Annotated in this window: 24 protein-coding genes and 1 pseudogene; 4 read left to right on the top strand and 21 right to left on the bottom strand. The window is 31.9% G+C overall.

From position 1 onward, the window contains the following. Nucleotides 1-35: 35 nt before the first annotated feature. From BZ25_RS02770 to BZ25_RS10550, 6 genes are all read right to left on the bottom strand, one after another. Complete coding sequence (locus BZ25_RS02770) at nucleotides 36-1,493, bottom strand: lipopolysaccharide biosynthesis protein (RefSeq protein ID WP_121567316.1); 1,458 nt, start codon at nucleotides 1,491-1,493, stop codon at nucleotides 36-38. Further along, entirely contained in the window at nucleotides 1,486-2,697 is a 1,212-nt protein-coding gene (locus tag BZ25_RS02765; protein ID WP_121567315.1) for a glycosyltransferase family 4 protein, read from the bottom strand. Before BZ25_RS02765 ends, BZ25_RS02770 begins: the two co-directional genes overlap by 8 nt. Nucleotides 2,698-2,784: 87 nt before the next feature. Further along, a complete protein-coding gene (locus BZ25_RS02760) occupies nucleotides 2,785-3,588 on the bottom strand; it encodes a hypothetical protein (protein WP_121567314.1) in 804 nt (267 codons plus the stop codon). Nucleotides 3,589-3,724: 136 nt separating this feature from the next. Then, on the bottom strand, nucleotides 3,725-5,617 hold the full coding sequence (locus BZ25_RS02755) for a tetratricopeptide repeat protein (RefSeq protein WP_121567313.1): 1,893 nt from the start codon (nucleotides 5,615-5,617) through the stop codon (nucleotides 3,725-3,727). A gap of 170 nt (nucleotides 5,618-5,787) precedes the next feature. Next, nucleotides 5,788-6,312, bottom strand: coding sequence for a hypothetical protein (locus BZ25_RS02750; protein WP_121567312.1), 525 nt, complete (start codon nucleotides 6,310-6,312; stop codon nucleotides 5,788-5,790). 145 nt (nucleotides 6,313-6,457) lie between these two features. Next, entirely contained in the window at nucleotides 6,458-6,589 is a 132-nt protein-coding gene (locus BZ25_RS10550) for a hypothetical protein (RefSeq protein WP_255415874.1), read from the bottom strand. Between the two features lie 416 nt (nucleotides 6,590-7,005). On the opposite strand from BZ25_RS10550, the gene BZ25_RS10245 reads away from it, so the two are divergent. The 3 genes and pseudogenes from BZ25_RS10245 (at nucleotide 7,006) to BZ25_RS02740 (ending at nucleotide 7,971) form a co-directional block, all read left to right on the top strand. Further along, nucleotides 7,006-7,134 (top strand): PIN domain-containing protein, encoded by a 129-nt coding sequence (locus BZ25_RS10245; protein WP_158584834.1) that lies wholly within the window; start codon nucleotides 7,006-7,008, stop codon nucleotides 7,132-7,134. A gap of 12 nt (nucleotides 7,135-7,146) precedes the next feature. Then, a pseudogene (locus tag BZ25_RS02745) lies at nucleotides 7,147-7,722 on the top strand (PIN domain-containing protein); the annotation flags it as partial. A gap of 33 nt (nucleotides 7,723-7,755) precedes the next feature. Further along, complete coding sequence (locus BZ25_RS02740; RefSeq protein ID WP_121567310.1) at nucleotides 7,756-7,971, top strand: hypothetical protein; 216 nt, start codon at nucleotides 7,756-7,758, stop codon at nucleotides 7,969-7,971. A 196-nt stretch (nucleotides 7,972-8,167) separates the two neighbouring features. Here the strand turns inward: BZ25_RS02740 and BZ25_RS02735 are convergent, their stop codons facing one another. From BZ25_RS02735 to BZ25_RS10545, 4 genes are all read right to left on the bottom strand, one after another. Further along, nucleotides 8,168-9,265: a hypothetical protein gene (locus tag BZ25_RS02735; RefSeq protein WP_121567309.1), complete on the bottom strand. Its 1,098-nt coding sequence runs from the start codon at nucleotides 9,263-9,265 to the stop codon at nucleotides 8,168-8,170. A gap of 372 nt (nucleotides 9,266-9,637) precedes the next feature. Beyond that, the gene (locus BZ25_RS02730) at nucleotides 9,638-10,480 is read right to left on the bottom strand and encodes a serine protease (protein ID WP_121567308.1); all 843 of its coding nucleotides are present in this window, start codon (nucleotides 10,478-10,480) and stop codon (nucleotides 9,638-9,640) included. Nucleotides 10,481-10,600: 120 nt separating this feature from the next. Further along, nucleotides 10,601-11,923 (bottom strand): hypothetical protein, encoded by a 1,323-nt coding sequence (locus BZ25_RS02725; protein WP_147429928.1) that lies wholly within the window; start codon nucleotides 11,921-11,923, stop codon nucleotides 10,601-10,603. A gap of 934 nt (nucleotides 11,924-12,857) precedes the next feature. Beyond that, the gene (locus BZ25_RS10545) at nucleotides 12,858-12,980 is read right to left on the bottom strand and encodes a hypothetical protein (RefSeq protein ID WP_255415873.1); all 123 of its coding nucleotides are present in this window, start codon (nucleotides 12,978-12,980) and stop codon (nucleotides 12,858-12,860) included. Here BZ25_RS10545 and BZ25_RS10235 point away from each other — a divergent pair. Continuing rightward, the gene (locus BZ25_RS10235; RefSeq protein ID WP_370038174.1) at nucleotides 12,927-13,277 is read left to right on the top strand and encodes a transposase; all 351 of its coding nucleotides are present in this window, start codon (nucleotides 12,927-12,929) and stop codon (nucleotides 13,275-13,277) included. The two genes, BZ25_RS10545 and BZ25_RS10235, sit on opposite strands and share 54 nt — an antisense overlap. Before the next feature lie 158 nt (nucleotides 13,278-13,435). Here BZ25_RS10235 and BZ25_RS02705 read toward each other — a convergent pair whose 3' ends face one another. The 11 genes from BZ25_RS02705 to BZ25_RS02655 form a co-directional block, all read right to left on the bottom strand. Next, entirely contained in the window at nucleotides 13,436-14,842 is a 1,407-nt protein-coding gene (locus BZ25_RS02705) for a lipopolysaccharide biosynthesis protein (RefSeq protein ID WP_121567304.1), read from the bottom strand. Nucleotides 14,843-14,986: 144 nt separating this feature from the next. Continuing rightward, the gene (locus tag BZ25_RS02700; RefSeq protein ID WP_121567303.1) at nucleotides 14,987-16,009 is read right to left on the bottom strand and encodes a sugar phosphate nucleotidyltransferase; all 1,023 of its coding nucleotides are present in this window, start codon (nucleotides 16,007-16,009) and stop codon (nucleotides 14,987-14,989) included. Further along, entirely contained in the window at nucleotides 16,002-17,057 is a 1,056-nt protein-coding gene (locus BZ25_RS02695) for an N-acetylneuraminate synthase family protein (RefSeq protein WP_158584832.1), read from the bottom strand. The genes BZ25_RS02700 and BZ25_RS02695 overlap by 8 nt, the downstream gene beginning before the upstream one ends. 1 nt (nucleotide 17,058) lies before the next feature. Next, nucleotides 17,059-17,871: a cytidylyltransferase domain-containing protein gene (locus tag BZ25_RS02690; protein ID WP_158584831.1), complete on the bottom strand. Its 813-nt coding sequence runs from the start codon at nucleotides 17,869-17,871 to the stop codon at nucleotides 17,059-17,061. Continuing rightward, complete coding sequence (neuB, locus tag BZ25_RS02685; RefSeq protein ID WP_121567300.1) at nucleotides 17,868-18,896, bottom strand: N-acetylneuraminate synthase; 1,029 nt, start codon at nucleotides 18,894-18,896, stop codon at nucleotides 17,868-17,870. The genes BZ25_RS02690 and neuB overlap by 4 nt, the downstream gene beginning before the upstream one ends. A gap of 13 nt (nucleotides 18,897-18,909) precedes the next feature. Continuing rightward, the gene (neuC, locus tag BZ25_RS02680) at nucleotides 18,910-20,076 is read right to left on the bottom strand and encodes a UDP-N-acetylglucosamine 2-epimerase (protein ID WP_121567299.1); all 1,167 of its coding nucleotides are present in this window, start codon (nucleotides 20,074-20,076) and stop codon (nucleotides 18,910-18,912) included. Between the two features lie 5 nt (nucleotides 20,077-20,081). Then, complete coding sequence (locus tag BZ25_RS02675; RefSeq protein ID WP_233552351.1) at nucleotides 20,082-20,246, bottom strand: hypothetical protein; 165 nt, start codon at nucleotides 20,244-20,246, stop codon at nucleotides 20,082-20,084. A 172-nt stretch (nucleotides 20,247-20,418) separates the two neighbouring features. Continuing rightward, on the bottom strand, nucleotides 20,419-20,622 hold the full coding sequence (locus BZ25_RS10640; RefSeq protein WP_370038172.1) for a VOC family protein: 204 nt from the start codon (nucleotides 20,620-20,622) through the stop codon (nucleotides 20,419-20,421). Between the two features lie 155 nt (nucleotides 20,623-20,777). Further along, nucleotides 20,778-22,214 (bottom strand): HAD family hydrolase, encoded by a 1,437-nt coding sequence (locus BZ25_RS02665; protein WP_233552350.1) that lies wholly within the window; start codon nucleotides 22,212-22,214, stop codon nucleotides 20,778-20,780. 205 nt (nucleotides 22,215-22,419) lie between these two features. Beyond that, nucleotides 22,420-23,475, bottom strand: coding sequence for an Ldh family oxidoreductase (locus BZ25_RS02660; RefSeq protein WP_121567296.1), 1,056 nt, complete (start codon nucleotides 23,473-23,475; stop codon nucleotides 22,420-22,422). A 24-nt stretch (nucleotides 23,476-23,499) separates the two neighbouring features. Next, complete coding sequence (locus tag BZ25_RS02655; protein ID WP_158584829.1) at nucleotides 23,500-24,462, bottom strand: NAD(P)-dependent oxidoreductase; 963 nt, start codon at nucleotides 24,460-24,462, stop codon at nucleotides 23,500-23,502. Nucleotides 24,463-24,488 lie beyond the last annotated feature (26 nt).

The raw sequence follows: 24,488 nt of genomic DNA, 5'->3' as shown, positions 1-24,488 counted from the left end.
GTTCCCCCTTCTTCTATGGGTGCGGGGGAAGGGTGCTAATTTCCTCTACTTGCAACCTTTCTCCTCATATCCCTCATTAATTCAATCCCCAAATCAAACACATATTTTACCTGATCTCTATAAACAAACATTACAACGATCAAACCCAAAACAGCAGACACAACTTGAAAAATCATATTAGGAACAAAAGTGTTTATAAAAGCAACGACCACAAAAACAAAGGTACTAATAAAAAATTTAACTAAATGATAATTCACAGGGAACAATTTCTTAGATATAAACGTTCTCATACAAAAGAAAACTATATATGACAGCCCTGTAGAAAATGCTGCACCCTTTGCACCATATACAGGAACAAGCATCAAATTCCCAAACACGTTAACCCCTGCTGCTACAGTTGCTATCAACATATGCCAATATGTTTTTTTCTTAAAATTGATACCAACAACCGTCGTTTCAGAAACAGTATACATAATAGGCATCAAAATCAAAAAAGAGCTAATCCCAGCAGCCTGCCTATAAGAACTTTCTAAAAGCAAAAATATCACATCTTTAAACACAACGATCAGCAATCCAAATACAAACATAGCTGCAGCAATAAACACAGAAGTCTTCTCAAAGATCCCCTTACTCTCAGGCTCTTTTTCATAACTCTCATAAGAAACGGGAGTCCAAAACGTAGTAAACCCCGTTTGAATTAAATTCATCACCGCAACCACTTTGAAAGCAGCAGAATACAAACCTATCTCCGTAAAATCAGAATAATTTCTTAAAGCCAACCTATCTATCGATTGAAAAAGCCAAGTAATTAAAAAAGTAGGAACAAAAGGGAGACCGTACCTAACAATCGCTTTTATAGATTTAAAATCAACTTTGAACTTACCAAACCACAATTCCCTTTCAAAAAAGATCGCTAATAAAGCGGTAACTATATGAGAAAAAAACAAACCAACGATAACAGCATAAAAGCTTCTTGAAACAAAGAGGGCGTATAAAATCGTAAAAACAGCATTTGTTACTCCGTTTACTACCCTCAACGTAGAAAAAGCAATACCTCTTTTTTTCATCCGAACAGCCAATGTGGAAAATCTCTCTAAAATACCAATTAATATAGTAACTCCCAACAAAAAAATCGGAAGAAAATGAGTATAATCTCCAAAAAGAACGAAAGACAGCTCTTTCCAAAAAATACCAATTACCACAAAAACCACAACGCCTATACTCAAACTAGGCAACAAAGAATCCCAAAGTAAATCTCTTCTCTTATCCTCAGACCTTTCATAAAACATCCTAACAAAGCTCTGATCCGCTCCAAGAAGTGCAACGTTGAGAAGTAAATTAAAAGCTAAGGTGAACATCGACGCCCTACCAAATTCCTCTGGGATTATAAGCCAAGTGGTAATAGGAGTAGTGATGAAAGAAATCAAAGCAGCTATCCATTGACCCATTGAAAACTGAAAAAAAGATTTAATAAATTCTCTCTCTTTAGGCATTGCTTCCTCCAAATCTATTTAAGACTTCATTATACACCTCTATTTCCTTTTCTACAATACTCTCCCACGAAAACCCCAAAGCCCTATTTCTTAAATAACCTTCATCAATTGGATTTTCTAACAACTTTACAACCGATTCAGCAAACCTTTTTTCAAAATCTTCTCCTTCTTCTACAACTATTCCTCCATCTCCAATTGCCTCAGGTATACCTCCGTTACTGCTACCAACAACAGCTACCCCACATCCCTGTGCTTCCAATACAACACACGGCCATCCTTCATTCCTACTTGGAAGAATCATAACATCCATAGCATTCATATAATAAGGCACATCTTCATGGGGAACACCACCAACAAATTTAACCTTCAATTTTCTTTTCTTACATTCTTTTTCAATATCTTTTCTTAACTCACCATCTCCAACAACTAAAAACTCAGCATCGTAGATTGAAGAAATGTAAGAAAAAATTTCGGGCAATTTATCTGCCCTTTTTACTTCCTTTAAACCACCTACAAACCCAACAACCTTTTTAGACAGCCCCAGTTCTTCTTTTGTTTTTTCTTTATCCAAGGGTTTAAAGATATCTGGTTCGATTCCGTTGGGAATAACAACAGAATTCTCACCAGCATATCCAAATGATTTAGCTTTGTTCAATAAGGCATTACTTACAAAGATGACCCTTGCAGCATTTTCTAAAACATCAACGTACAATTCTTTTGCCTTAGGCATCGCTAAGTTTATATCGCTACCATGGCAAGTAACTACATACGGAACACTTAACTTTTGCGATAACAGTTTCGCAACTAATCCAGCAGGTGCGTCATACATCCCATGTGCGTGGATTATATCAAACTCATTACCCCTAATTTTATCAAACAGATCCTCTGCAACTTCTTTTGAATCTTTAATTTGATTATTTTTCTTCAATACTCTCGAATTAAAGACATCACCTAAACTTCTACTAAAAAACGCATATTTGTATTTTACACCATCGACTTCATAAAATGAATCAGTAGAATTTACGCTTGGTATAGAAAGAATCTTTTTCAAAAGTTTTATTCCAAAAGAATCTTTAGAAATAATACCATAAACATCGAAGTTTATATCAAAACTTTGCATAGTTTTAAGCCTATTTGTTATGAAAATTCCACGTGCAGGATTATGAGAAAATGGCAACAAATTCGTTATGAACAGTACCTTCACTATTTATCAACTCCGAATGTAATTACGGTTCTAATATTGAAAAAACTTGGTACACTTTTCGTTTGGCAAGTAAAACTGCCTTAATTATTAATCAGATTTTATTATTTGTGGCTCATAGTAGTTCTCATTATATAAAAATATTTTATCGAAATTATTTTCTCCCTTAGTATATGAATTAAGTATTTTCTCAATATTATCGATGTGAAAATCTAGAAAATGCAGATCTTTAGGTAGCTCAACTGATGTGATTATTAATAAATATATTTTATCAACTTTTTTCCTATAATGGGACAACTTGTTAATCTTTTTATTTATTATTTCTGGTAATTTCTCTTTATAATAATTAATCGAGACATAATTCCCTCCTCCTTCACGTATTTTAAGTTCCTCACTATAAAGTTCTTCTATTGGTTCACCTACTAAATATTTACATATTAAAGAATTTTTATTTGATTCACAGAATTCTTCAAACGAAGAATATTCCTTATTTCTTCTTGTTATTATATATTTTATGTATTCTTCAGTAAAGTCTTTAATAAATTGGCCATCTTTTATTTTGTTTTTACTGTTTTTTTGATTTCTTTTGCTTATATCAGAAGCTAAGCTATCAGAGAAAAAAAGCCAAATATCTATTTTAATATCTTCTTCCTCTAAGTATTTTTTTATGCTTTTATAAATCTTATATTCTAATTTTTCGCTTGCCTTCCTACTTTCATGAATAGTTTCTGTTATCTCTATCCCAATTTTTTGATTATCAAATTTAACTATGAAATCGGGAGATTCGCTACATTCTAATTGATAATTTTTTGGAAAAAGATACTCATGAAAAATTTTATGATAATGAAGGATAAAATGTTTTAATGACTTAAGTTCCTTTTTCTTATCGCTCATTTTTATCACCCCACTTTGTAATAGCAATTCCCATACTTTTAAGCGTTTTAGAAAGTATCGCGACAATTGGTCCAACAGATGTTATTCCTGAGTTAGCCAGTTATAAAAACGTTGGAAACATGGTTAAAATTGTTTTTTAGCTCAGTTTTTCTGATTCCATGTATTTTGCTTCTATTTCCTCCATTATTTCTTCCATTATCACAGGAGATAGAACAGGAATGGGAGGAGGGGACCGAAGTTCTACTTCAATATCTCTTGTCCGAATGTGTTCTATGCTTGGTGAAGCAAGGATAATGATTAAAAATACAATAAGAAATATATAAAGAGACCAGTTTATTTGAATAGAAGGAAACCAGCCAGGAATAAATGGGTGAAGCAGCAATAAAGCTGAAATAAGCAGTAAAAGAAAGAAAAATCCGATCCTCTTAGGCCAGCGATGTAAAGGAGAATTTAACCACCAGCCCCACCAGGGGGGCCTAATTCGATAGTTCCAGATATTACCAAGCAATTTACGAGCTGGTGAATTTATTGAGGATTTTGATTTTAATTTGATACATTCTTCAAGTTTTTCTTTTGCTGTAAAGATGTCATTGCTTTTAAGGTAGAAGTGCCCTAAAAAATACAGGACATACGCCCTTATCTCTTTTCCCTGTTTTTGTTTTTTCGACAACGTTTCATTCATCTTTTCCAGGTTTCTTATGATTCTGGAGACTTCTTCTTGATATTTTTTATCTTTTGAATCCAAAGTGAATTCTGCCTTAAGATAGTAAGCGTATATATCCCAGAGGAAATGTATTGGATTACCTATTTCCAAATACATTGCCTGTTTAAAGGATTCACTTGCAACATCATAGTCTTTTTCTTCAATTTTGATTCTGCCTTGTAAACTCCATGCAGGAACAAGTTCCTCATCTATATTGAGCGCGTTTTCAACATTGTCAGAAGCCCCTTTAAGATTTCCAAGTTTAAAAAATAGCTCCCCTAAGTTGGTGCATGCCAAGGCATTTTTTGAATCTATCTCGATGGCTTTCTTGTGAGCCTCTATCGCATCTTCATACCTTTCGAGCTCACCAAGTGCAAAACCTTTGGCAAACCAAGCATCGGCAAACTGCGGATTTATCTCGGTGGTTTTCTCGTAAGCCTTCAGCGCCTCTTCATATCTGCCAAGCTTGATAAGTTCAACACCTTTGGCGAACCAGGATTCGGCAAACTGCGGATTTATCTCGATGACTTTCTCATAAGCCTCTATCGCCTCTTCATGTCTCCCAAGCCTACCAAGTGTAAAACCTTTGGCGAACCAGGATTCGGCATACTGTGAATTTATCTCGATGGCTTTCTCATAAGCCTCTAGCGCATCTTCATGTCTCCCAAGCCTACCAAGTGTAAAACCTTTGTTGAACCAGGCTTCGGCATACTGTGGATTTATCTCGAGGGCTTTCTCGAAAGCCTCTAGCGCATCTTTATGTCTCCCAAGCTCGCTAAGTTCAACACCTTTGGCGAACCAAGCTTTTGCATCCTGTGGATTTACCTCGATGACTTTCTCGAAAGCCTCTAGCGCATCTTTATGTCTCTCAAGCTTGCTAAGTTCAAAACCTTTGGCGTACCAGGCTTTTGCATCTTGTGGATTTATTTCGATAGCTTTCTCGCAAGCCTCTATCGCCTCTTCATGCCTCCCAAGCTTGCTAAGTTCAAAACCTTTGGCGTACCAGGCTTCGGCAAACTGTGGATTTATCTCGATAGCTTCGTCGTATGCTTTTAGCGCATCTTCATGTCTCCCAAGCTCACCAAGAGCAACACCTTTGAAGAACCAGCCATCGGCAAACTGTGGATTTATCTCGATGGCTTTCTCGTATGCCTTTAGTGCCTCTTCATATCTACCAAGCTCGCCAAGTGCAACACCTTTGCCAAACCGGGCTTTGTCATCTTGCGGATTTATCTCAATGGCTTTTTCAAAAGCCCTTAACGCCTCTTCATACCTCCCAAGCTCGCTAAGTTCAACACCTTTTTTGAACCATTCTTCATCAGTCATTTTTTCTTCCCGACCTCCTTTACTTTATGGTCAGCCTTTCCACAAGATTAACCTTTTCTTCTTTAAACAATATTGCATATAACGTCCTGCAGATGAAAGAAGTTCAACAACCATTGGATCTGGGAAAACTCGAATTTTTCTTTTATCCGCTGTTAGACAATGGCAAAATATTACTCCCACCAGGGTTTACTCGCTTCGGTTGAAACTTTTGGATAAAGCTCGTAAATAGTCTTTATTATCGGCTTTAGCTCATATTTATCTCCTCTAAAAGTAAGTGTCCATGTTGTAGGATTAAAAATACGAAGGAAATCTTTTTGGTCTATTCCAGCTATCATATTCGGGGGTAATATACTTGAATCAACAAAATTATGCCTTTCAGAAGATTCTGCCCACTTCTCTAATCTTTCATCAAAATGTTCAAAATGATTTCTAAAGTTCCTTGGTTGTATAGGGGAATTATCTTCAATACCTAAGCTTTTTCGTAACTTTTCGCCTCTCATCCCATATTTTTGATTTATTGGCCAAAAAATTTTGGAGATATTACCTACAGCTACCAAAAAATTTTGTATTGCATACCATACTAGATCTGAATCTTTATTTGATAATCCTGTTTTTATTTGCTCTATAGCAATAATGGCGAATTTACATTGTCGCTCAATTTCCATTTGAAATATTTTCAAAACCATTTTCTCCATCTCTCCCGACCCCCTTTAGGAAATTCTAACAGTTGCCGAACCTGCTTGAAATTTCAGTCTGCCCCTTTAGCATTTTATCATTTTCTTACTTAATAAATACTTTCTCTTCAGCATTTGCTATGGCTATTGATACCAAGTTTCTCTTCTATCCTCCTTGCATGATAGCTCTTTTAACCGTCGCTCTGTGTATCCCCATTTCTTTTGCTATCGTTCTTTGACTTTTGTGTTTGTTAAAATACAAAAATCTTATATAATTGTATTGTACCATCTCTATCACCTTTCTTTTCCTCCTGTACATTTTTTTTATCCAAATTCATTATACAGGATTTGTGCGATAGGGTGGTAAACTTTTTTCGTTTTAGTAAGCACACCCGTATGAGAAATTCATAGAGAAACTAAAACTACAGGACCAAAACGAGGAAATTTGAGGATTAGAAAGTGGCAAAGCGAAAGCGTAAGTCTAAAACACTGATAAACAAAGGAAAAGAAAGGCATGTAGTGACACTTTTGAAAAACAGAGAAAGCAAAAAACGCTTTTTTTCAATTATTCATGCCTGTTTTAGGATTCTTGCGTTTTTGTAACTGTCAAACTCAGGAAAATATTTAAGATTCTCACCAAGAGAGCTACATAAGTTTTATGATATGATATGCTACGGTAGATTCAAAGAAAAACAAATTAGGAGAGTGAGCTGTATGTATCTTTTTATAGACACAAATATTTTTCTGTCTTTTTATCATTTCACCAGCGAAGACTTAGAGGAACTAAAAAAACTCAGTGTTCTGCTTGAACAGAAGAAGGTGATACTATACTTACCAGAATAAGTTGTAGATGAGTTTTGGCGCAACAGAGAAAACAGAATAATGGACGCATTGGAGCAGTTACAGGAACCTAAACTAAAGCCCAAGTTTCCACAACTTTGTAAAGACTATGAGCAATATCCAACCCTGAAACAACTCCTGGAAGAATGTGAGAAGCAACGTTCCACCTTAGTGGATAAGATCATGAAAGATGTTGCGAAACAGACGCTGAAGGCAGATGTGACTATAAAGAACTTATTTGAAAAAGCAAAACGGATTTCTATCGATGATAATCTGGTGGATAAGGCGCGTGTGCGTATGCAGGTAGGCAATCCCCCTGGGAAGGGTGGCTCTCTAGGAGATGCGATTAACTGGGAAGCGCTACTAAAGAATGTCCCGGTTGGCGAAAACCTTCATTTCATAACCGACGATAAGGATTACCGTTCAATCGTAGACCGAAACAATTTTATGGAATTTCTTAGTCAAGAATGGACTGAAAAAAAGAGATCACAGATAGTGTACTACGAGAAACTCTCCTTATTCTTCCAAGAGCACTTTCCAAATATCAAGCTTGCGAGTGAGCTTGAAAAGGAATCACTTATAAGGGAATGAGCTGCGAGTTGGTCATTTGCACAAACTCATGCGTTGGTCAAGAAGCTATCAAACTTTAACGATTTTACTTCGGAACAACTTAATGAAATCGTGGAAGCTGCTATTTCAAACAATCAAATCTACTGGATAATTAAAGATCCTGATGTGTATGAGTTTTTTTCATCTATAATCCAAGGGCATGAGGATCAAATTGACAAAGACAATCTCAATATGCTAATGCAAGAACTACAAAACGAGTACCTAGAATAACTTTCCATGTTTTAGCAAAAAGGAGATTAAATTACATTCAGACTAAGCGTTGTACTTGCTTAAGGTAGCGTTTTCCAACCTCCTTTACTTTGTGGCCAGCTTTTCCGTACGCTAAGTCTTTTCTTTTTTAAGTACAGCGTTGTATATATGAGGGGGAACGAAATGAGCTTTTGATTCATTTTTTGGTAACGCAACATCAATATTTATCATCATAAAACCACCACGGATAAAATCGGTGGGATCTCGTAGGTAGGAATGGAGGAACTACTATATCGCCATTAACATAAGTTGCAAATGACATTCTAGATATATCCTTAAACCCTCGCTTTATGTGAGAATGTAATTTACTGCCATTGGAAGTGATGGAATAAATGCAATCAATCTTTTTTAAGCAGTTGTCCCAATGTGTGCCATGATGTGGTGTTACAAACACATAAAACCTCTTTTTACCGACAGATTCCAAATAACTTACTACTTTTTTTATTTCGGATTTCTCCAGATCCCCTAAAAACAATAGTCCATTGTCCCCAAATAGAGCGAGGCTTAAATGATTTGCTGCTTTTCTAAGAGAATCATTTGCCTTCTTGACAACATCGGGAAGCTTTTTCTCTTTATATTCGCTGTTCACCAACTTACCAGGATTTTCTCTTTCTCCCGAGTAACTTCGTTGCTCCTGTTCAAAATATGCCCTAAATAAGCCTTCTTTTTCTACACGTTGATACAGTTCTTTTATTTTTTCATCCGCTTCCATTGCTATATTAAAATCGATTATCGCTTGCCGTACTACACGCAAAGTTCCTTCTTCATCAATTACTGCTGGTGGCCATAAAACCTCAAAGGATGTTCCACCAATATTTATTAGATCACCTTTAGAGACAGATTTGTAACTAAAAGACTTTCGGTTTATTCTAAATATTGTTTTCAAAAAATCATATTGCATAATACCTGTTTCACTGCCAAAAACTCTAAGATTCATTGTTAATAGACAAAGCATAAATTCATCTCTTTCCCGAAACTTAGGGATTTTGGGATAATACACTTCCTTTATTTCCCAAGGTATGGGAAAATAACCCATGGAGGAAGCCAGCATAAGCCCATTGTAATGGTCCAAATGAAAGTGAGAAAGCATAAAGATGTCAGGGCTAGAAAAATGATTGTAAAATTTCATAAGACCATTTAGTGCTACATCACTTCCTTGTTGACTACCACAATCAATTTGAACTGTTTCTCCAAAAGATGTGCGAAAAGCCATGCACAAACCATCTCCAACATCAGCTACATACATTGCCCTCATACCGTACCCCCCTATCTTTTATAATTTTACTTTCTTTAGAAGCTCTAAAACACCCATTACATCATGGCTTTAAAAAAAGATATTTTTCAAATAACCCTTCTACTCCTGCACCTTATTCAGTATTTGAAACTCTTTTTTATTAATTTTCTGAAAAGCGAGTTATATTAACGTATTCTTTAACTAACATAAAAACCTACTACCATTTTCAAAATTTTTCTGTTTCTAAAGTTTATAATTCAAATTGACAACGCTCTTTTTAATACTAATGGCATAACGGCGTATAATGCTCCGAGTGTAGCTGAAGTCTGCTAACTGATGGATTCAGGCGGAGTACCAAAGATAGTTACGCTCTGTTATACGATAAGCTGGCAATCATATTTCACCTCGTGTCTTTAGGAATTCTTCTATTAACTCTTTAATCACAATTGATTTATAAACTATCCCTAAATCTAACATTTGAGTAGTGGCTACCACCGGTATTTTCCCTGTGGGGATGTCAATAAGTTCAATATTATTCAAGTCTTTTCTTGTGAAAACAGACGCTACAATCCCCAAAAAGAAAATACGACTACCCGCTATCAAGCCTTTACCTTTGGGAGAATAACTCCCTATATTACAAAGAAAAACCGGGCTTCCGCTTGACCCTGGAAAGATTGATGCATCAATTAGGAATGCGGGTTTTCCTTCAAAATCTATAGAAACAGGCGTGGCAGTTATCCCTCTCCTAACAACAGGCAATAAATTTCTTCTATCATAAATATCATTAGGATAACCGACGAACACAATATCTTCGACAGCATCAATGTCTTCTCTCAATAGTTTATCGGAAGGTATTAAATCTGAAGTTATAGATTTAAAAAATATTTGAACACCTTTATTGTATAATTCGTTTAAGACTGGTGCAAAAGGCATAATGGCGACATCTATATCATCTTGAGGGTGCCCTATCCATTGACTTTCAAAATTAGAATAATTAATTGTAAAAACCTTACCTAAGATCGGTTTTTCACCATCGCTTAGGTTAAAGGCCAGTTTTCCTTTGATAGAATTTTTAATAACGTGTTTGTTTGTCACTACAAACAAATATTGTTTATCATTTTTTTCATAATTAAACACAAACCCTGTACCAGTGCTTGTTGAATTATCAGGAAGGCTTGCTTCGATTCTTACTGTTGTAAACAGTATATTTTCAAATATTGATTCTGGTTTAATCATCGTATGTTCCTCCTCTTATTTGCCGCGCTTTCGTATAACATTCCCTGCATAAGCTAACTTCCAGTAGGCAATATCCTTAAGGTATAACAATAGCGTATATGCCGTGTTATCTGAAGTAACTTAATTCTTATGTTGCAACACCTTTTTTGTTAAATTATACCATTTAATCAAATCATGTAAGGTATAGATTCCAGAGAGGTTGAGATGTTCAAGTTTTCTTGATTTGGTGTGAATTAACTTTCGGTAGAATGCGCCGATTCCCATAAAAGGAACTGGGAACATTTTCATTATTTTTATGTTTGAATTTGGGGATAAATCTCTAAACCATCCACCATCCCGAGGAAATAATATTTGGTAAGCGTCCAGAGCATTTGGTATCTCTTCAATAGGGATTCCTGTTTTTTGAGATAACACTTCGTATTCTTTATCTTCATAATCTTTTAAAATGAACCCTCCAAATATCCACATAAACCATTGCCAGAAGACAGGATACTTATGAAAATATTTATGTTTAGAAATTTTGTTTAAGCCTTCTTTAAATGAGGAAGGCAACAAATCCAATGATGAAATATTAAAACCTAATATCTTTTCATAGGTATTCTCGGTTTTACACAGATCTCCAGCATCTTTGTAAAGTTTATAATCTATCGCGTTTTTTAATATAGCTAATCTTGCACGATGTTCGATAAAGGTGGATATCTGAATATCATTGTAACTGCATTTACAGTAAGTATCATCAAAGATTTCCTTCGGTATTCCATCATATTCATTATCAAAAGTGTTACCTATAAGTTCGTTTCCACATTTTGCTGAAATACGTGGAAATTTTTGAAAGGTGGTGTATAATGTATCTACTTTTTGAATAATATTTTTAGTAAAGAATATCCCGCTGTTTACTTCAAAATAATAATCTGATAACACTTTAAACCTTTTTATGTCTTCATTGGATTTTTTCTTATGGTTTAAGCGTTTCAATAAATTACGTTCAACCCAATAGGAGCATCTCCAAGTTGAAATATCTACATCTTCAATAGTTGGATTGTTTATAAGTTCAGACAACTCTTTTTTAGACTCGCTTAAATTGGGAATTACTACTAAATCTATATTTAGTCCTTTAGCTTTCTCTTTGTAAAAATCTACATTTTCCTTCCCCTTACTAGCAATAATTATTCCATTATCAATATTTAGATAATCCATCCAACCACGCACTTTAAATACATCGGGAAATCCCCAATCACCAGATTTTACTTCAAGAAGCTTGATCTCAGGTGGAGGTAAGGAATAATCTGTTGCAATAATATCCAATTCCAAAACCTCTTTACCTTTACTTTCTTTTTCAATGATATTTCTTTCAATGTAATTTCCGCCTGATTGAAAAAATGCAGAAATGTATTCTTCAAACTCCTTTCCTTTTGGCAATTCAGGCAAACAAACAGCCATCATTTTCACCTCCTGAGTTTGACAGTTTCCTCTCTTCTATGATATTTAATAATACAATATAAGCATAAACAACTATTTTCTTTAAAAAACGAGTGGGTAGTGGTACGCTTATACTATCTTCACTTTTAATTTCGTTCTAAAGCTTGTTCGCTACCCATCTTCCGTCCATAAACCCGATACTTGATTGACCTTTCAAGACCGTATTAGTAGGGAAACGCCTTAGAAGAGGTCTAAGGATGAAGGCAGATCCTTAAACAACACTAAAGCGAAGTGAAAAAGTATGATCCTAATTATCATTACAGATTACAAAATCAAGAACTGAGAGTTCACAGCAATTATACAGCAAAAAATATTAAAAAGAAAAAGATTGGTTAGATCATAATTCGATGTCTTTTAATTTTGCTTCATATTTTTATAATCTTCAATTATTATTTCAATCCATTCATCATTTCTATACATTTTCATAAAACTAAAGGATATCCCTTACGATAATTCCATATCTATTAATACTATAAATAGTTCCTCCACTATTTAGATTTGAATTACCCCCATCGATTCCTCTATTTTCTATAAAGCCATAACTAAACAAACTTTCGAGAACATCTTTATCAGCAATAGAATCACCCGTACAAATTGTATTGTGATTTGAAAAACTTTTTAGCGCAAATAAATCTTTATAATAACTCCTATTAATCAAATAACTAATTCTAAAAAAATCTCTTTCATTTAGTTTTTCCTCATTCTTTATTTTTTATCAACACATTTAAATTATAGCTTATAGGGCTGCTAACTTTTTAAAAGTTAATAACAAAAATTAAAAGAAGAGTTCAAATAATATGGCTCAGTTCAAAAGACTCTTCATCGCTATACTTATGTGTCTACCCTTGTTTCCTTTATCCTTCTTTTTGATTGATACCAAGTTTCTCTTCTATCTTCCTTACTTGATAGCTCTTTTAACCGTTGCTCTGTGTATCCACATTTCTTTTGCTATCGCTCTTTGACTTTTGTGTTTGTTAAAATACAAAAATCTTATATAATTGTATTGTACCATCTCTATCACCTTTCTTTTCCTCCTGTACATTTTTTTTATCCAAATTCATTATACAGGATTTGTGTGATAGGGTGGTACACTTTTCGAGAAAAAGCTAGTAACTTAAAAATTAGAAAGATAGATAAATTTGTGAATGGGTTAAAAAGAGATATGCATGCGGTAAGAAATGCTATCGTATATGAATACGACAATGGATTAGCAGAAGGTTCTGTGAATAAACTGAAAGTTATTAAAAGAATAATGTATGGAAGAAACAAATTTGAGATGTTGAGACAGAAAGTTCTTTTACTTGAGAATAATGGATAAGATTCAACAATCAGTGGAAAGAACCCGTATTCGGTTAGTAAGTGCAAATGCAGTTAGTAAATAATTTTTTCAATGATTATATTAAGCCGGGAGTGATTATGTCTTAATTTGGTTGAAAAAGCAGTATTATGCAAGATATAGCAACGAAGCTAATTGATTTAATCTTTCAAATATTTTCTGAACGAAGAAAAATAAAAGTAACCTAATATTCCTAGAAGACCTATCAATCGTGGTAAAATCATCCCCTGAAAAAGCATGAAATAAAGAGTTATTATTGTAACATAAAGAATTGATATCAAATGGAACCTTATTCCATATACAGTTTTCTTGATAATCTTGTTGGTCATAAGATAATGGAAAATAAATAAAAAAATATAAGATATTAAAGTGGTAACTGCAGCAGCAATATACCCAAAAATAGGAATTAGCCAAATATTTAAAACTACATTTATCGCGGCAGAAAGTATCGTCCCAATTGAAATTAATCCAGGTTTTTTTAGAAAAAATTCTACATTCGCTTCAAAGGCGTATAAAAATTGAAAATAATACGCTCCAAAAACATAAGGAATTATTATAAGACCTTCCCAATAACTTTCATCAGCCATTATTTTTATTAGTTCTGGGCTAAACATCAAAATAGCTCCATAAGCCATGGTGAAAAGGTCTCGATACAAATTGCCTCTTTTTTTTATTTTTAAATATTCATTGTTTTCCATTTTTTCATAAAACCAAGGAATCCACGCAGTATTACCCGCTACTAATATGACGGTGACAATCATCCCTACATTATAGGCAAAACTATAAATTCCTGTGGGAGTGCTACCTAAAAATTTGTCAATAATTATTCTATCGAACTGTTCATTAATCATCCCTGATAAATTATGAGGTATTAAAGGTATTGACAATAATAAGGCATATTTCCAATACTTTAAATTAATGAATTTTTTCCCTTTTGATAATAAAAAGATGAAATAAAAAGAACCTATAATACTTATAGGAACAAATTGACCACTTATTTTTCCAAGAGCTCTATTCGTTTCAAAAATATTTAAAATAAAATAGATTGATAATGCTACTCCCACTAAAGAAGTCAAAATTGTAACTAACGACACTATCTTGTATTTATATTCAAATCTAAATTTTGCATTTGTAAAACTGAGAATAAAAGCGAAAAAAGAATGGAAAATTAAGATATAAAATAATGAAAGGTCCAACCCCATGAAAGCACTAAATGTATTTCTAAATATAAACAAAATAATTGAAAAGATTAAAAAAATCAAAAAACCCAAAAAAACAACAGATGAGGCGAAACCATCATAATCCTCTTTAAAGTCAAACTTACCTCTTCCTATACTTCCCAATAAGTCTAAACTCATAATTATAGTTAGGATCGATAACCATGAGGCATACAATGAAGTAACACCATAATCAGCAGGGGTTAATAATCTTGTGAAGATAGGGATAGTTAGAAAAGCCACACCTTTTGTAAAAAAATTAGTAAAAGTATACCAACTACCTGCTTTAACTACCCTGTTGTTCATTATCTTTTTAATTGAATCTATCATTTTCTACCTTCTTCATATTACTTTCTTTTTCCTGAAAAATTTCTATATTTTTAACCTGTTAAAAAGTGAAAAAACTAAATTTCCCATAATTTTGCTCAGTTTTAAAAACGAACTTTTAATTCGCAAACTATTGTACTGTTTCAACTACAAAAACCTTTTATAATATTCCCATTGACCAATGTCAGTCATTTTTGATTTTGATTGATAGACTTTTATGGTTTTATTAGCAGACCTTGCCCTTTTTAATAATTCAGGCATATCTATCTTTTCTTCTAGCTCGATTAACTCAATTATTTCTGGATTTAGGACGTATATACCTGTATTTACAAAAAATTCGTAATTAGGCTTTTCATCTATTTGCAAAAAATTGTTCTTTTCGTCAAATCTTATTACTCCGTAAGCAACATCGATATTTTCTTTTGAAGAAACAATGGTAATATCAGCATTTTCCTTTAAATGATATTCAAGGACTTCGGAAAAATCTATATTCAATAAAACATCACAATTTGCAACAAAAAAAGGTTTTGTTGTATCGTAAAACCTTAGATAAGATATGCTCCCCGCTGTTCCAAGAAAATCTTTTTCTTCAATGTATTTAATGTCATACTTTAAGTCCATAAAATAATTTTTAATAAGCTCTTTTTTGTAATTAACGCTTAAAATAAATTCATCGAATCCAGAATTAATGAATTGTTCCATTATTTGTTCTATTATTGTTTTATCTCTAAAAGGTACCAAAGGCTTAGGAACAACTTTAGTTAAAGGGTAAAGCCTTGTACCTTTCCCCCCAGCCATTATCAAGACTTTTGTTTTTAATTTGTTGTATTTTTGGAAATTGACATCTATATAATAAACAGTTTTAATTTTATTCTCTTCGTTCACCAAAGGTAAATAATTTACTTTAAAATTATAAATATCTTCATCAGAACAGTTATCTTTTTCATAGATTTTTTTCGGATTATCATTCATTATTTTATAAACAGCATCTTTTAAATTAAACTTTTCCAGATTTCTTCTTATATCTCCGTCTGTTACAGAACCAATGAGCCTATCTTTATCATCGAGGATAAAAACTATTTTATACTCAGAATTATTGATGATATCAATAACTTTTTCTATTTTTTCATTCGCATATAATGTTTTATAATCATAAATCTTTCTAATCATTTTCTTCACCTTTTTTCATAAAGTGATTTTTATTAATGATAGTATATTTTTTAACATTTTGAGATAATTTTCTACCTAAAAACTGTTTATATTCATTGATCTTCATAATATTTTCTGGATTATTTATTCTTTTAAAAACTAAATCTTCTTCTTTAATAACATGTCCTTTTTCAAAATTATTTTTATACATACATGATTTTCTATATTTTGAGTATTTTTTCTCATCTTCATTCATTCTAAAATCAGGATTTCCTAACACTTTACTCAATAAAACCATATCATTTTTTATTTCATGTAATTTTTTTGAATTTAATGCAGTAATTCCATCTATTCTTTCGTCTTCATTATTAAGTTTATAGTGAACTTCGATAATATTAGCACCAACTCCAATAGCTAAAATGATTATGTCTTTCTTATATTTATCATTTGTTTCAGTATGGTCAGCATAACCTATTTTTCTATTAAATATTCTGCTCATATGATTAATATTACTCATTTTTATCTTTTTATAATCTGTTGGATAATTTTGAAATCCATACATAAAAAGCACATCCTCAATTTCTTCATTTGCCAATATGTCATTCAAAGTAAATATTTCATCTATTTCTAACCCACTTATACCCGCAATAAATATTTTATGAAATTTTTTTGTGAATTTTAATATTTCTTTTAGTAGTATTGGATCATTTATACAAGCTGCATGTATCTCTACACCATCTACCAAATCAGGATTTTTATATAAAAATTCTACTGCCTTAACATCATCAGCTAAAACTATAATTTCTTTATTGTTATTTTTCAATCTTTTCATTAAATATAACCATTGTTCTTCACTAAACAAAAACTCATCCCATTTTGCAAACAATTCATGTTGTTCTATAAAATAATCATTTTTATCAAACATAACATGAAACTTTACAGCATCAACATTAGTTTTTATGATATCTAAAATTTGTTTTTCTAAATAATTAAAATCTCCTTCATGAGAATAAGCTGTTTCTGCAATTAAATATGGCTCATTGCTCCTTAATGATTTTCTTAATTTCAATTTAACCCCTCTCCTCATAATATTTTTTTTTCAATTCTAAAAATTCGTTAAAATTGTCTTGAAACAATTCATCAACTTTTTTCAAAAGTTCAGGATTTACCGGTTTTTGTATAATATTTTTATTGATATCAGCGATTGTTTTGTTTTTATCTAAAAAATCTATTACTGTAGAAAAATCAACAGGTTTTTTATTTTCTTTTTGAATACTGTTAAATATTTTTCTAATCATTTCAAAATCTTGAAAAGTATCTAAGGTTAATCTATATTCTCTATCAAACATGTCAGGAGCTTTAATTTTTAATACATTAAAATACTCTTCTTTAATTAAAGGACCCCATACTTCTGTATCGATTATATCTTTAAATTCACATATTGTCCTCACACAATTTCTATTTAACCCATAAATCATAGTCCCTAAAGGTACATTGTCAAATTTTAAGAAATCATAATTTTGATTTGAATTTTTTATAATATCTGCTAAAATATTTCCAAGATAATAAGAGAATAATGGGTTATCTGGAGTAATATTTAAAGCATAATCAAAATCAAAAAATTCCATAGTATCTTTAATTCTTTTTAAAACATCATCTGGATCCCCTTGGTAATATCTAACGTTGTTTTCTATACAAATTTTTGTTATTTCAGAATCCGATTTTAAATTAGTAGTTGCTACTACTACTTCATCAATATAATCTATCATTTTAGCTCTTTCTATTGTCCACTCTAAAATAGTTTTGCCTTTTAATCTTAATAATATTTTCTTTGGAAGCCTTTCTGATTTCAATCTCGCTGGAATTATAAAACCTATTTTCAATTTGATTCCTCCATAAAATGCTGCCAAGTATAACCTTCATCTTCTTTTATTTCTTTGATTATTTTCTTACCAACTATGATGTCTAAAAACTCAGGAGCTAGTCCTTCATTAGATCTTTTTATAGCAATATCTTTTTCTGATATGATTTTTCCAGCTTCTATATCTCTTGAAGCTACTAATTTTTTTCTAACGACATTTTCTATTTCTTCTTCACTTTTATTGGGTTTTTTTATTCCAGTTCCTAAGGCAATTTCAATATTTCTAATTGCTTTTACCATGCTTTTTAATTCGGCGGCATTTAAAGAAGCTTTATGATCAGGTCCCGGCATGTCTTTATCTAAAGTGAAATGTTTTTCTATTACTTGAGCTCCTAAAGCAACCGCCGAAATAGGTACTTCTATTCCAAGTGTATGATCAGAGTATCCTACAGGGAGCTTAAAAGCGTCTTTTAACGTCAACATAGCTTTTAGATTAACTTCATCATATGGACAGGGATAGTTAGTAGTACAATGAAGTAAATAAATTTCTACGGTGTTATTCACTGAATATATTGTATCTAAAGCCTTTTCTACATTCGACAAGTTGGCCATTCCCGTGGACATTATTATTGGTTTATTTTTACTTGCAATATGCTTTAGATACGGATAATTCACAATTTCCCCTGAAGGGATTTTGTAATATGGTACTAATTTGTCCAAAAAATCCACGCTTTCTTCATCAAAAGGCGAAGACAAAAAAATTACGCCTTTCTCATCGGAATAATTTTTCAATTTTTCAAAATCATTGTATGATAATTCCAACCTTTTTACCATATCAATTTGTGACATTTCTTCTCCTAAATTCTTTCTTTGATAACTGGCCATTTTTGTATATTTGGAAATGCCTTTTTCCGCTTTAAATGTTTGGAATTTAACCGCGTCTGCCCCAGCTTCTTTTGCTTCATCGATTAGTTTATATGCTAAGTTTATATCACCATTGTGATTAACTCCAGCTTCTGCAATAATAAAAACTCCTCTTTTTAGCATAGGAATTCTCCTTTCATATAGAAAATTTTATATCATAAAATTCTTTTTTTATATTTATTTTATTATTTTCAAGATAATCTTTTAAAATATCATAAATTTTCTGAGTTGCCCCACCTTGGTCATACGGATTATTGATTTTTTTTCTATCCATATTTTGCGCAATACTTACCGCTCTAAGTATTTCTTCTTCCGATGGGCTCACGTCAATTATACTATTTCCTCTAACTCTCCCTTTTTGTCTTTCTCCGATATTTATTGTTGGGACTTTTAATGATGGAGCTTCTACAATTCCACTTGAAGAATTTCCCAAAACGAAATCTACATAACTCATAATAGATAAATATTTTAACGTTCCAAAATTCGTAGATACAAATACTTTATCTTTTTGCTTTACAGAAAATTTATCAATAAATTGATTTATAAATCTTCCACCTTCATCTGCATTACTTTTTGTTATTATAATTTTGTATCCTATTTTAATTAATTTTTCTAACGCTTTGAAGATTTCTTCTATTTCTTCTTCCAACTGATCGGTGTTTAATGTGGTGGGATGATAAGTAAACAAAATATTTTTATCGCCAAATTTAAAATTAAGCGTTTCTTCTATTTGTTCTTTAGATAATAATTTTAAATTTTTAATATTGTCTAATCCAATTGCCCCTACATTAAAAACCCTTTCAGGAATTTCCCCCAATTGAATAACCCTTTTCCTATATTCTGCCGTAGAGGTAAAATGCAAATAGCTCATTTTTGTAATAGAATGTCTAATCCCTTCATCGATAGCTCCTTCAGTTCTTTCTCCTCCATGAATGTGAGCAATAGGTATTTTCATTATATAAGAAGAGATAGCCATTGAAAGTGCTTCAAATCTATCTCCAAGTATGATTAATATATCAGGCTCTAAACGTTTTAACGTCTCAGAAAAACTTATTAAACCAAGACCTATTGCTTTATTAATTCCTATGTCTGAATCGCTTGACATAAGTATCTCTATTTTTTCATTTATTTTAAAGCCATCTTTTTCTATTTCTTTATAAGTTAATCCAAATTCGGGTGAAAGATGCATTCCAGATGCAATTATTTGAAGTTCGTACTCATTTTTTTCTTTTATTAATTTCATTAAAGGATATAATAGCCCGTACTCAGCTCGAGTTCCTGTAAAAAAACATATTTTTTTCATGTGTTTTATTCCTTCCTTATTTCTTTAGCCGGATTTCCAACATAGACTCCTGACCTTGCTATATTTTTTATTACCACCGCTCCTGCTCCGATTAAAGTATTCCCTACAATATTTGTATTTTGTATTATTGTAACCCCTGTTCCAATAAATGAATTTTCTCCAATTTTCACTCCTCCACTCAAAACTATACACGGTTCCCTGGGCAACCCGCTCCTGTTTTCATGGCTTTGTCGATTTCTTAAAGATTACAAACATTTCCCCCTGCAAGAATTATGCCTTTCATGATTTAAACCTCCGTCTGATTAAAACAGTGAGTTTATTCTGCTAAAATTTCTATTATTCCTACTTTTCTATTATACAAAAAGCAAAGTTTTTTTGATTAATTGCAGGTGCTTCAGATAATTTACTGATTAAAACAAATCCTTCGCTTTTTAACATTTCAATATCTTTTAGAATATCTTTTGATTCATAGCATATATGGTAAGGAGTACTTCCCCTATTTTTTAGAATATTATCTATGGGAGAATTGTTCCCGTAAGGTTCTATAAGTTCAACTAAATATTCGTTGTTTTTTACAAATAATATTTTTACTTTTCTTTCTTAATCTACCACTTTTTCATTCACTTTTTCAAAGCCTAGTATTTTAAAAAGTTTAAAAGCCTCCTCAATATTTTTTACGGCATATCCAATATGATGTATCCTCATTCAACGATCAACTCACCAATTTTTTTTCTATTTGGTTTAATTTTTTTATTTAATCTATATATCTTTTTATTTTCATCTTTGTATGTAACTTCATAACCTAGTCTTTCAAATAAATTTTCAACTGGCTTGTTCCTTTCAGTTTTTAGATAGGTACTTTCAATTTCTTGAAAGCCATCTTTAAACCACTGGTCTTCTAAATAAGATATGATCCTATCCTCTATGAATCTTTCCATTACCCTACAACTCATTATTAATGAATCGATTAATATTTTGTTATCGTCTTTTTTGGCAATCAACAGAAAAACTATGCCATTATCTCCAAATTTATCCTCAACTCTTGATACATAGATTTCATAATAAGGATCATTCATGAACTCTTGTAATTGCTTTTCAGAGTAACGTTTGGTGGTTAAATTAAACTGATTAGTTTTGTGAATCAATTGATGGGCTCTTTGTAAATTTTCTGGTTTTAGTTTCCATAGGTATATTTTTGTATTTAGTTTTTCCAAAAACTCATCAATCGATGCGCTTTTCTTTTTTTCTGTTTCTCTTTTAATATTGTCAACGTACATCTTAGTTTTCTTTTTGTCTTCTTCCGTCTGATTTATTGTATAAAAGTAATTTTTATAAACATCAATTATGAAATTCTCTAAATTCGAAGTGTCTTCTGGAAATTCAGGGACAATCACTTGGGGTAAATTCGATTTAACTTCTTCTCTTTCGAAACGACTATCATCTATAAAAACAATTGAATCAAGACCAATATTAAGTTCGTCTGCGATTTCAGAAATATTTTTTGATTTTGGCTGCCAATTGATTTTTTTTATGATGAAATCATCACTTTTTAAAACCATTTCTTTGTTTTTTTCAAAAACGTCCATTGCATAATTCTCTTCATTTTTTGAACATATTGCTAATAAAACTCCTAATTCTTTTAATTCTTTTATCCTTTTTTGAAAGTCTTTATATCTTGCACCTTCCTTAAATTCAGAAAGTTCAATATTTTCAATTCCTATATCTCCTACTACTCCTCCCCAAAGGGTATTGTCCAAGTCTAAAACAAGACATTTCTTTCTTGATTTTTCCAGAGCATTAATGATATTAGTAATCTCTTCAACTATTATATTTTCCCCATAATTACTAAATTTCATACCACCTAAATACCACAATTTTTTAGAATAAAAATTTTTCCTACCTACGTTGGTAATTAATTCTTTTAAATCGAAAATAAAAAAATTAGGATAATCGTTATTTAGTTTGTATAAGTGTTTTAACCAATTATTTTCAATTTCTTTATCTTTTATATTGAAATCTTTAATCGCATGTATACTGTCTTCGTGTACATCAATAGTTGATACAAAAAATTTTTTATCTGAATTATCTTTAACTGCTTTTTCAATTATATCTATATAGTTGCTTAATTCCTTTTCCACCCAGAGGGGTAATCCAGAAAAGCACCTCAGTAAATAATTTTCCATAACCAATTTTAAATAAAACTCTTCTGAATGCTTTTTTAAAAAGGCTCATGTTTGTCAACATACTGCTACTCCTATTTCGTTATTTTATCAAATACTTATATAATATGAATAATTTATCATGTTTATATATTATAAAAATGTATTTTACAACAAAGCTTCCCTACAATCTATCTAGCTCGTTTAAAGATTCTATAGTTGGATTGTCTAACATAATCCCTTTTAGAATGTTCTCGTCTCTTTTTTCATATTCTTTTTCTCCATGAATATAAATTCTTTCACAATTTTCAGCTTTTTCAGAATTTCTAATTTTAACTAATAATTCGTCAATATGTTTTTTTATTGATTCAGCATTTCCGAAGATATTTAAATCTATCGCCATAAAGAAGAAAGATATTCCGCCTTGTTTATTGTATGTTTCGTAACTGAAATTTCCCAAACTCAATCCCCCTGTTAATAGCTCAACTAACAAACTTAAGCCATAACCCTTATGCCCACCAAATAATTCTCCTTCTCCGCCTAAAGGTAATAATCCCCCTCTGCTTCTGTTTTTCATGTTCTCCAAGACTAAATCGGGGTCATCCGTACCTTTTCCTTTTTGGTTTACAGCCCAACCAAGAGGAATTTTTTCTCTTTGCCTAGAATATAGCTCCAATTTACCCCTTGACACTATACTTGTTGCCATATCAACTAAAATTATTTTAGAATTTGCAGGAATCGCAAAAGCTATTGGATTTGTTCCAAGCAACATGTGCTTAGAGAAGGTAGGTACAACCAACGGCGCTGTATTTGTCAAAGCAATTCCGATCATTTTATTTTTAGCAATTTTCTCTGCATAGTATCCTGCAATACCATAGTGGTTTGCATTTCTTACTGTTGCAATACATACCCCTGATGTTTTGGCTTTTTTGCTAACCATATCTATAACTTTATTTGCAATATACTGTCCGACCCCGTTCTTTCCATCTACTACCAAAGAAAGATCTGTTTCTAATATTATATCAGGATCTTTGTTAGGTTCTATTATTCCTTCTTTTATGTGTTGCACATATCTTTTCAACCTTGAAACTCCGTGGGAATGTATACCTCTTAAATCTGCTTCTACTAGTACATCAGCAACTATTTCAGCTTCTTCCTCAGAGCAACCAGCTTTTCTCATGACTTTTCTTGAAAATTCTTTTAATTCTGTATAATTTATTCTTTTATTTTTCTCAAACATTTATTTTGTCTTCCTTTGCTTATTTCAAGCGTTGTAATACTCTCTATTGTCAAAATCCTTTACAACACCTGATTTTATTGTTTGATAAACTTCGTTAACGCCTTCAGGGACTGTTTTTGTTATGTTGAATCCTAATTCATTTTTTATTTTATCGAAATTAACCCTATAATCCCTTAAATCGTTCCCTTTATTGACAAACTCGACTTGAAGGTCAGGAATCAATTTTTTAACTTCATCAACTATCTGAACTTTTTGATAATTTTCTTTTGTGTCGCCCACATTGTAGATTTCACTTTTCGTTTTTTCGAAGTTACTGAGTACTGTCTCCATTGCCCTAGCAACATCAAAAACATGTACATATGGCCTGTTTGAGTAAGGTAAAAATACTTCCAACTTTTTGTCTTTAAAAGCGGTCATAGTGAAATCATTTACGGTAAGATCAAAACGCAATCTAGGCGAAATGCCATAAACAGTTGCTAGCCGTAGTATTGTCCAATTCAAGCTGGATTTTATTTGATTAATCAAATATTTTTCCATTTCTACCTTTGTTTCTGCGTATAAAGATAAAGGTTTTAATACAGCGTTTTCATCGGCGTATTCTCCCGATTCAACCATTCCATAATTGCTACAGGTAGAAACAAAAATGAATTTTTTAACTTTTTTTTCTTTCGCGAGATCAATTAATTTCTTGGTAGATATAACATTTGTTTCCTTTGTATCTTCAGGGAATTTTTTGCTTGCAGGTTCTCCAACAATAGCTGCTAAATTAATGATTGCTGTTTCTTCATCGATGTATTTTTCATAACTATCTGTGTTTCCCATATCATCAACTATCAAATTATAATTTTCGTTGTTCTTTAAACCTAATAACGATCTACCGCCGTACTTCAATTTATCTACACCAATAACCTTATATCCTTTATAAATAAGATAATAGCTCAACATAGATCCAATATATCCAGCTGCACCAGTGATTAGAACTTTCATTTGCATTCCCTCCTATTTCGATTGTT

Origin of the sequence: Petrotoga sp. Shatin.DS.tank11.9.2.9.3 (assembly GCF_003665005.1) — a bacterium.
In the GTDB taxonomy this organism is placed as follows: Bacteria; Thermotogota; Thermotogae; order Petrotogales; family Petrotogaceae; genus Petrotoga; species Petrotoga mobilis.
The sequence above is the reverse complement of the archived record's forward strand: the minus strand, read 5'-3'. Positions and strand labels throughout refer to the sequence as shown.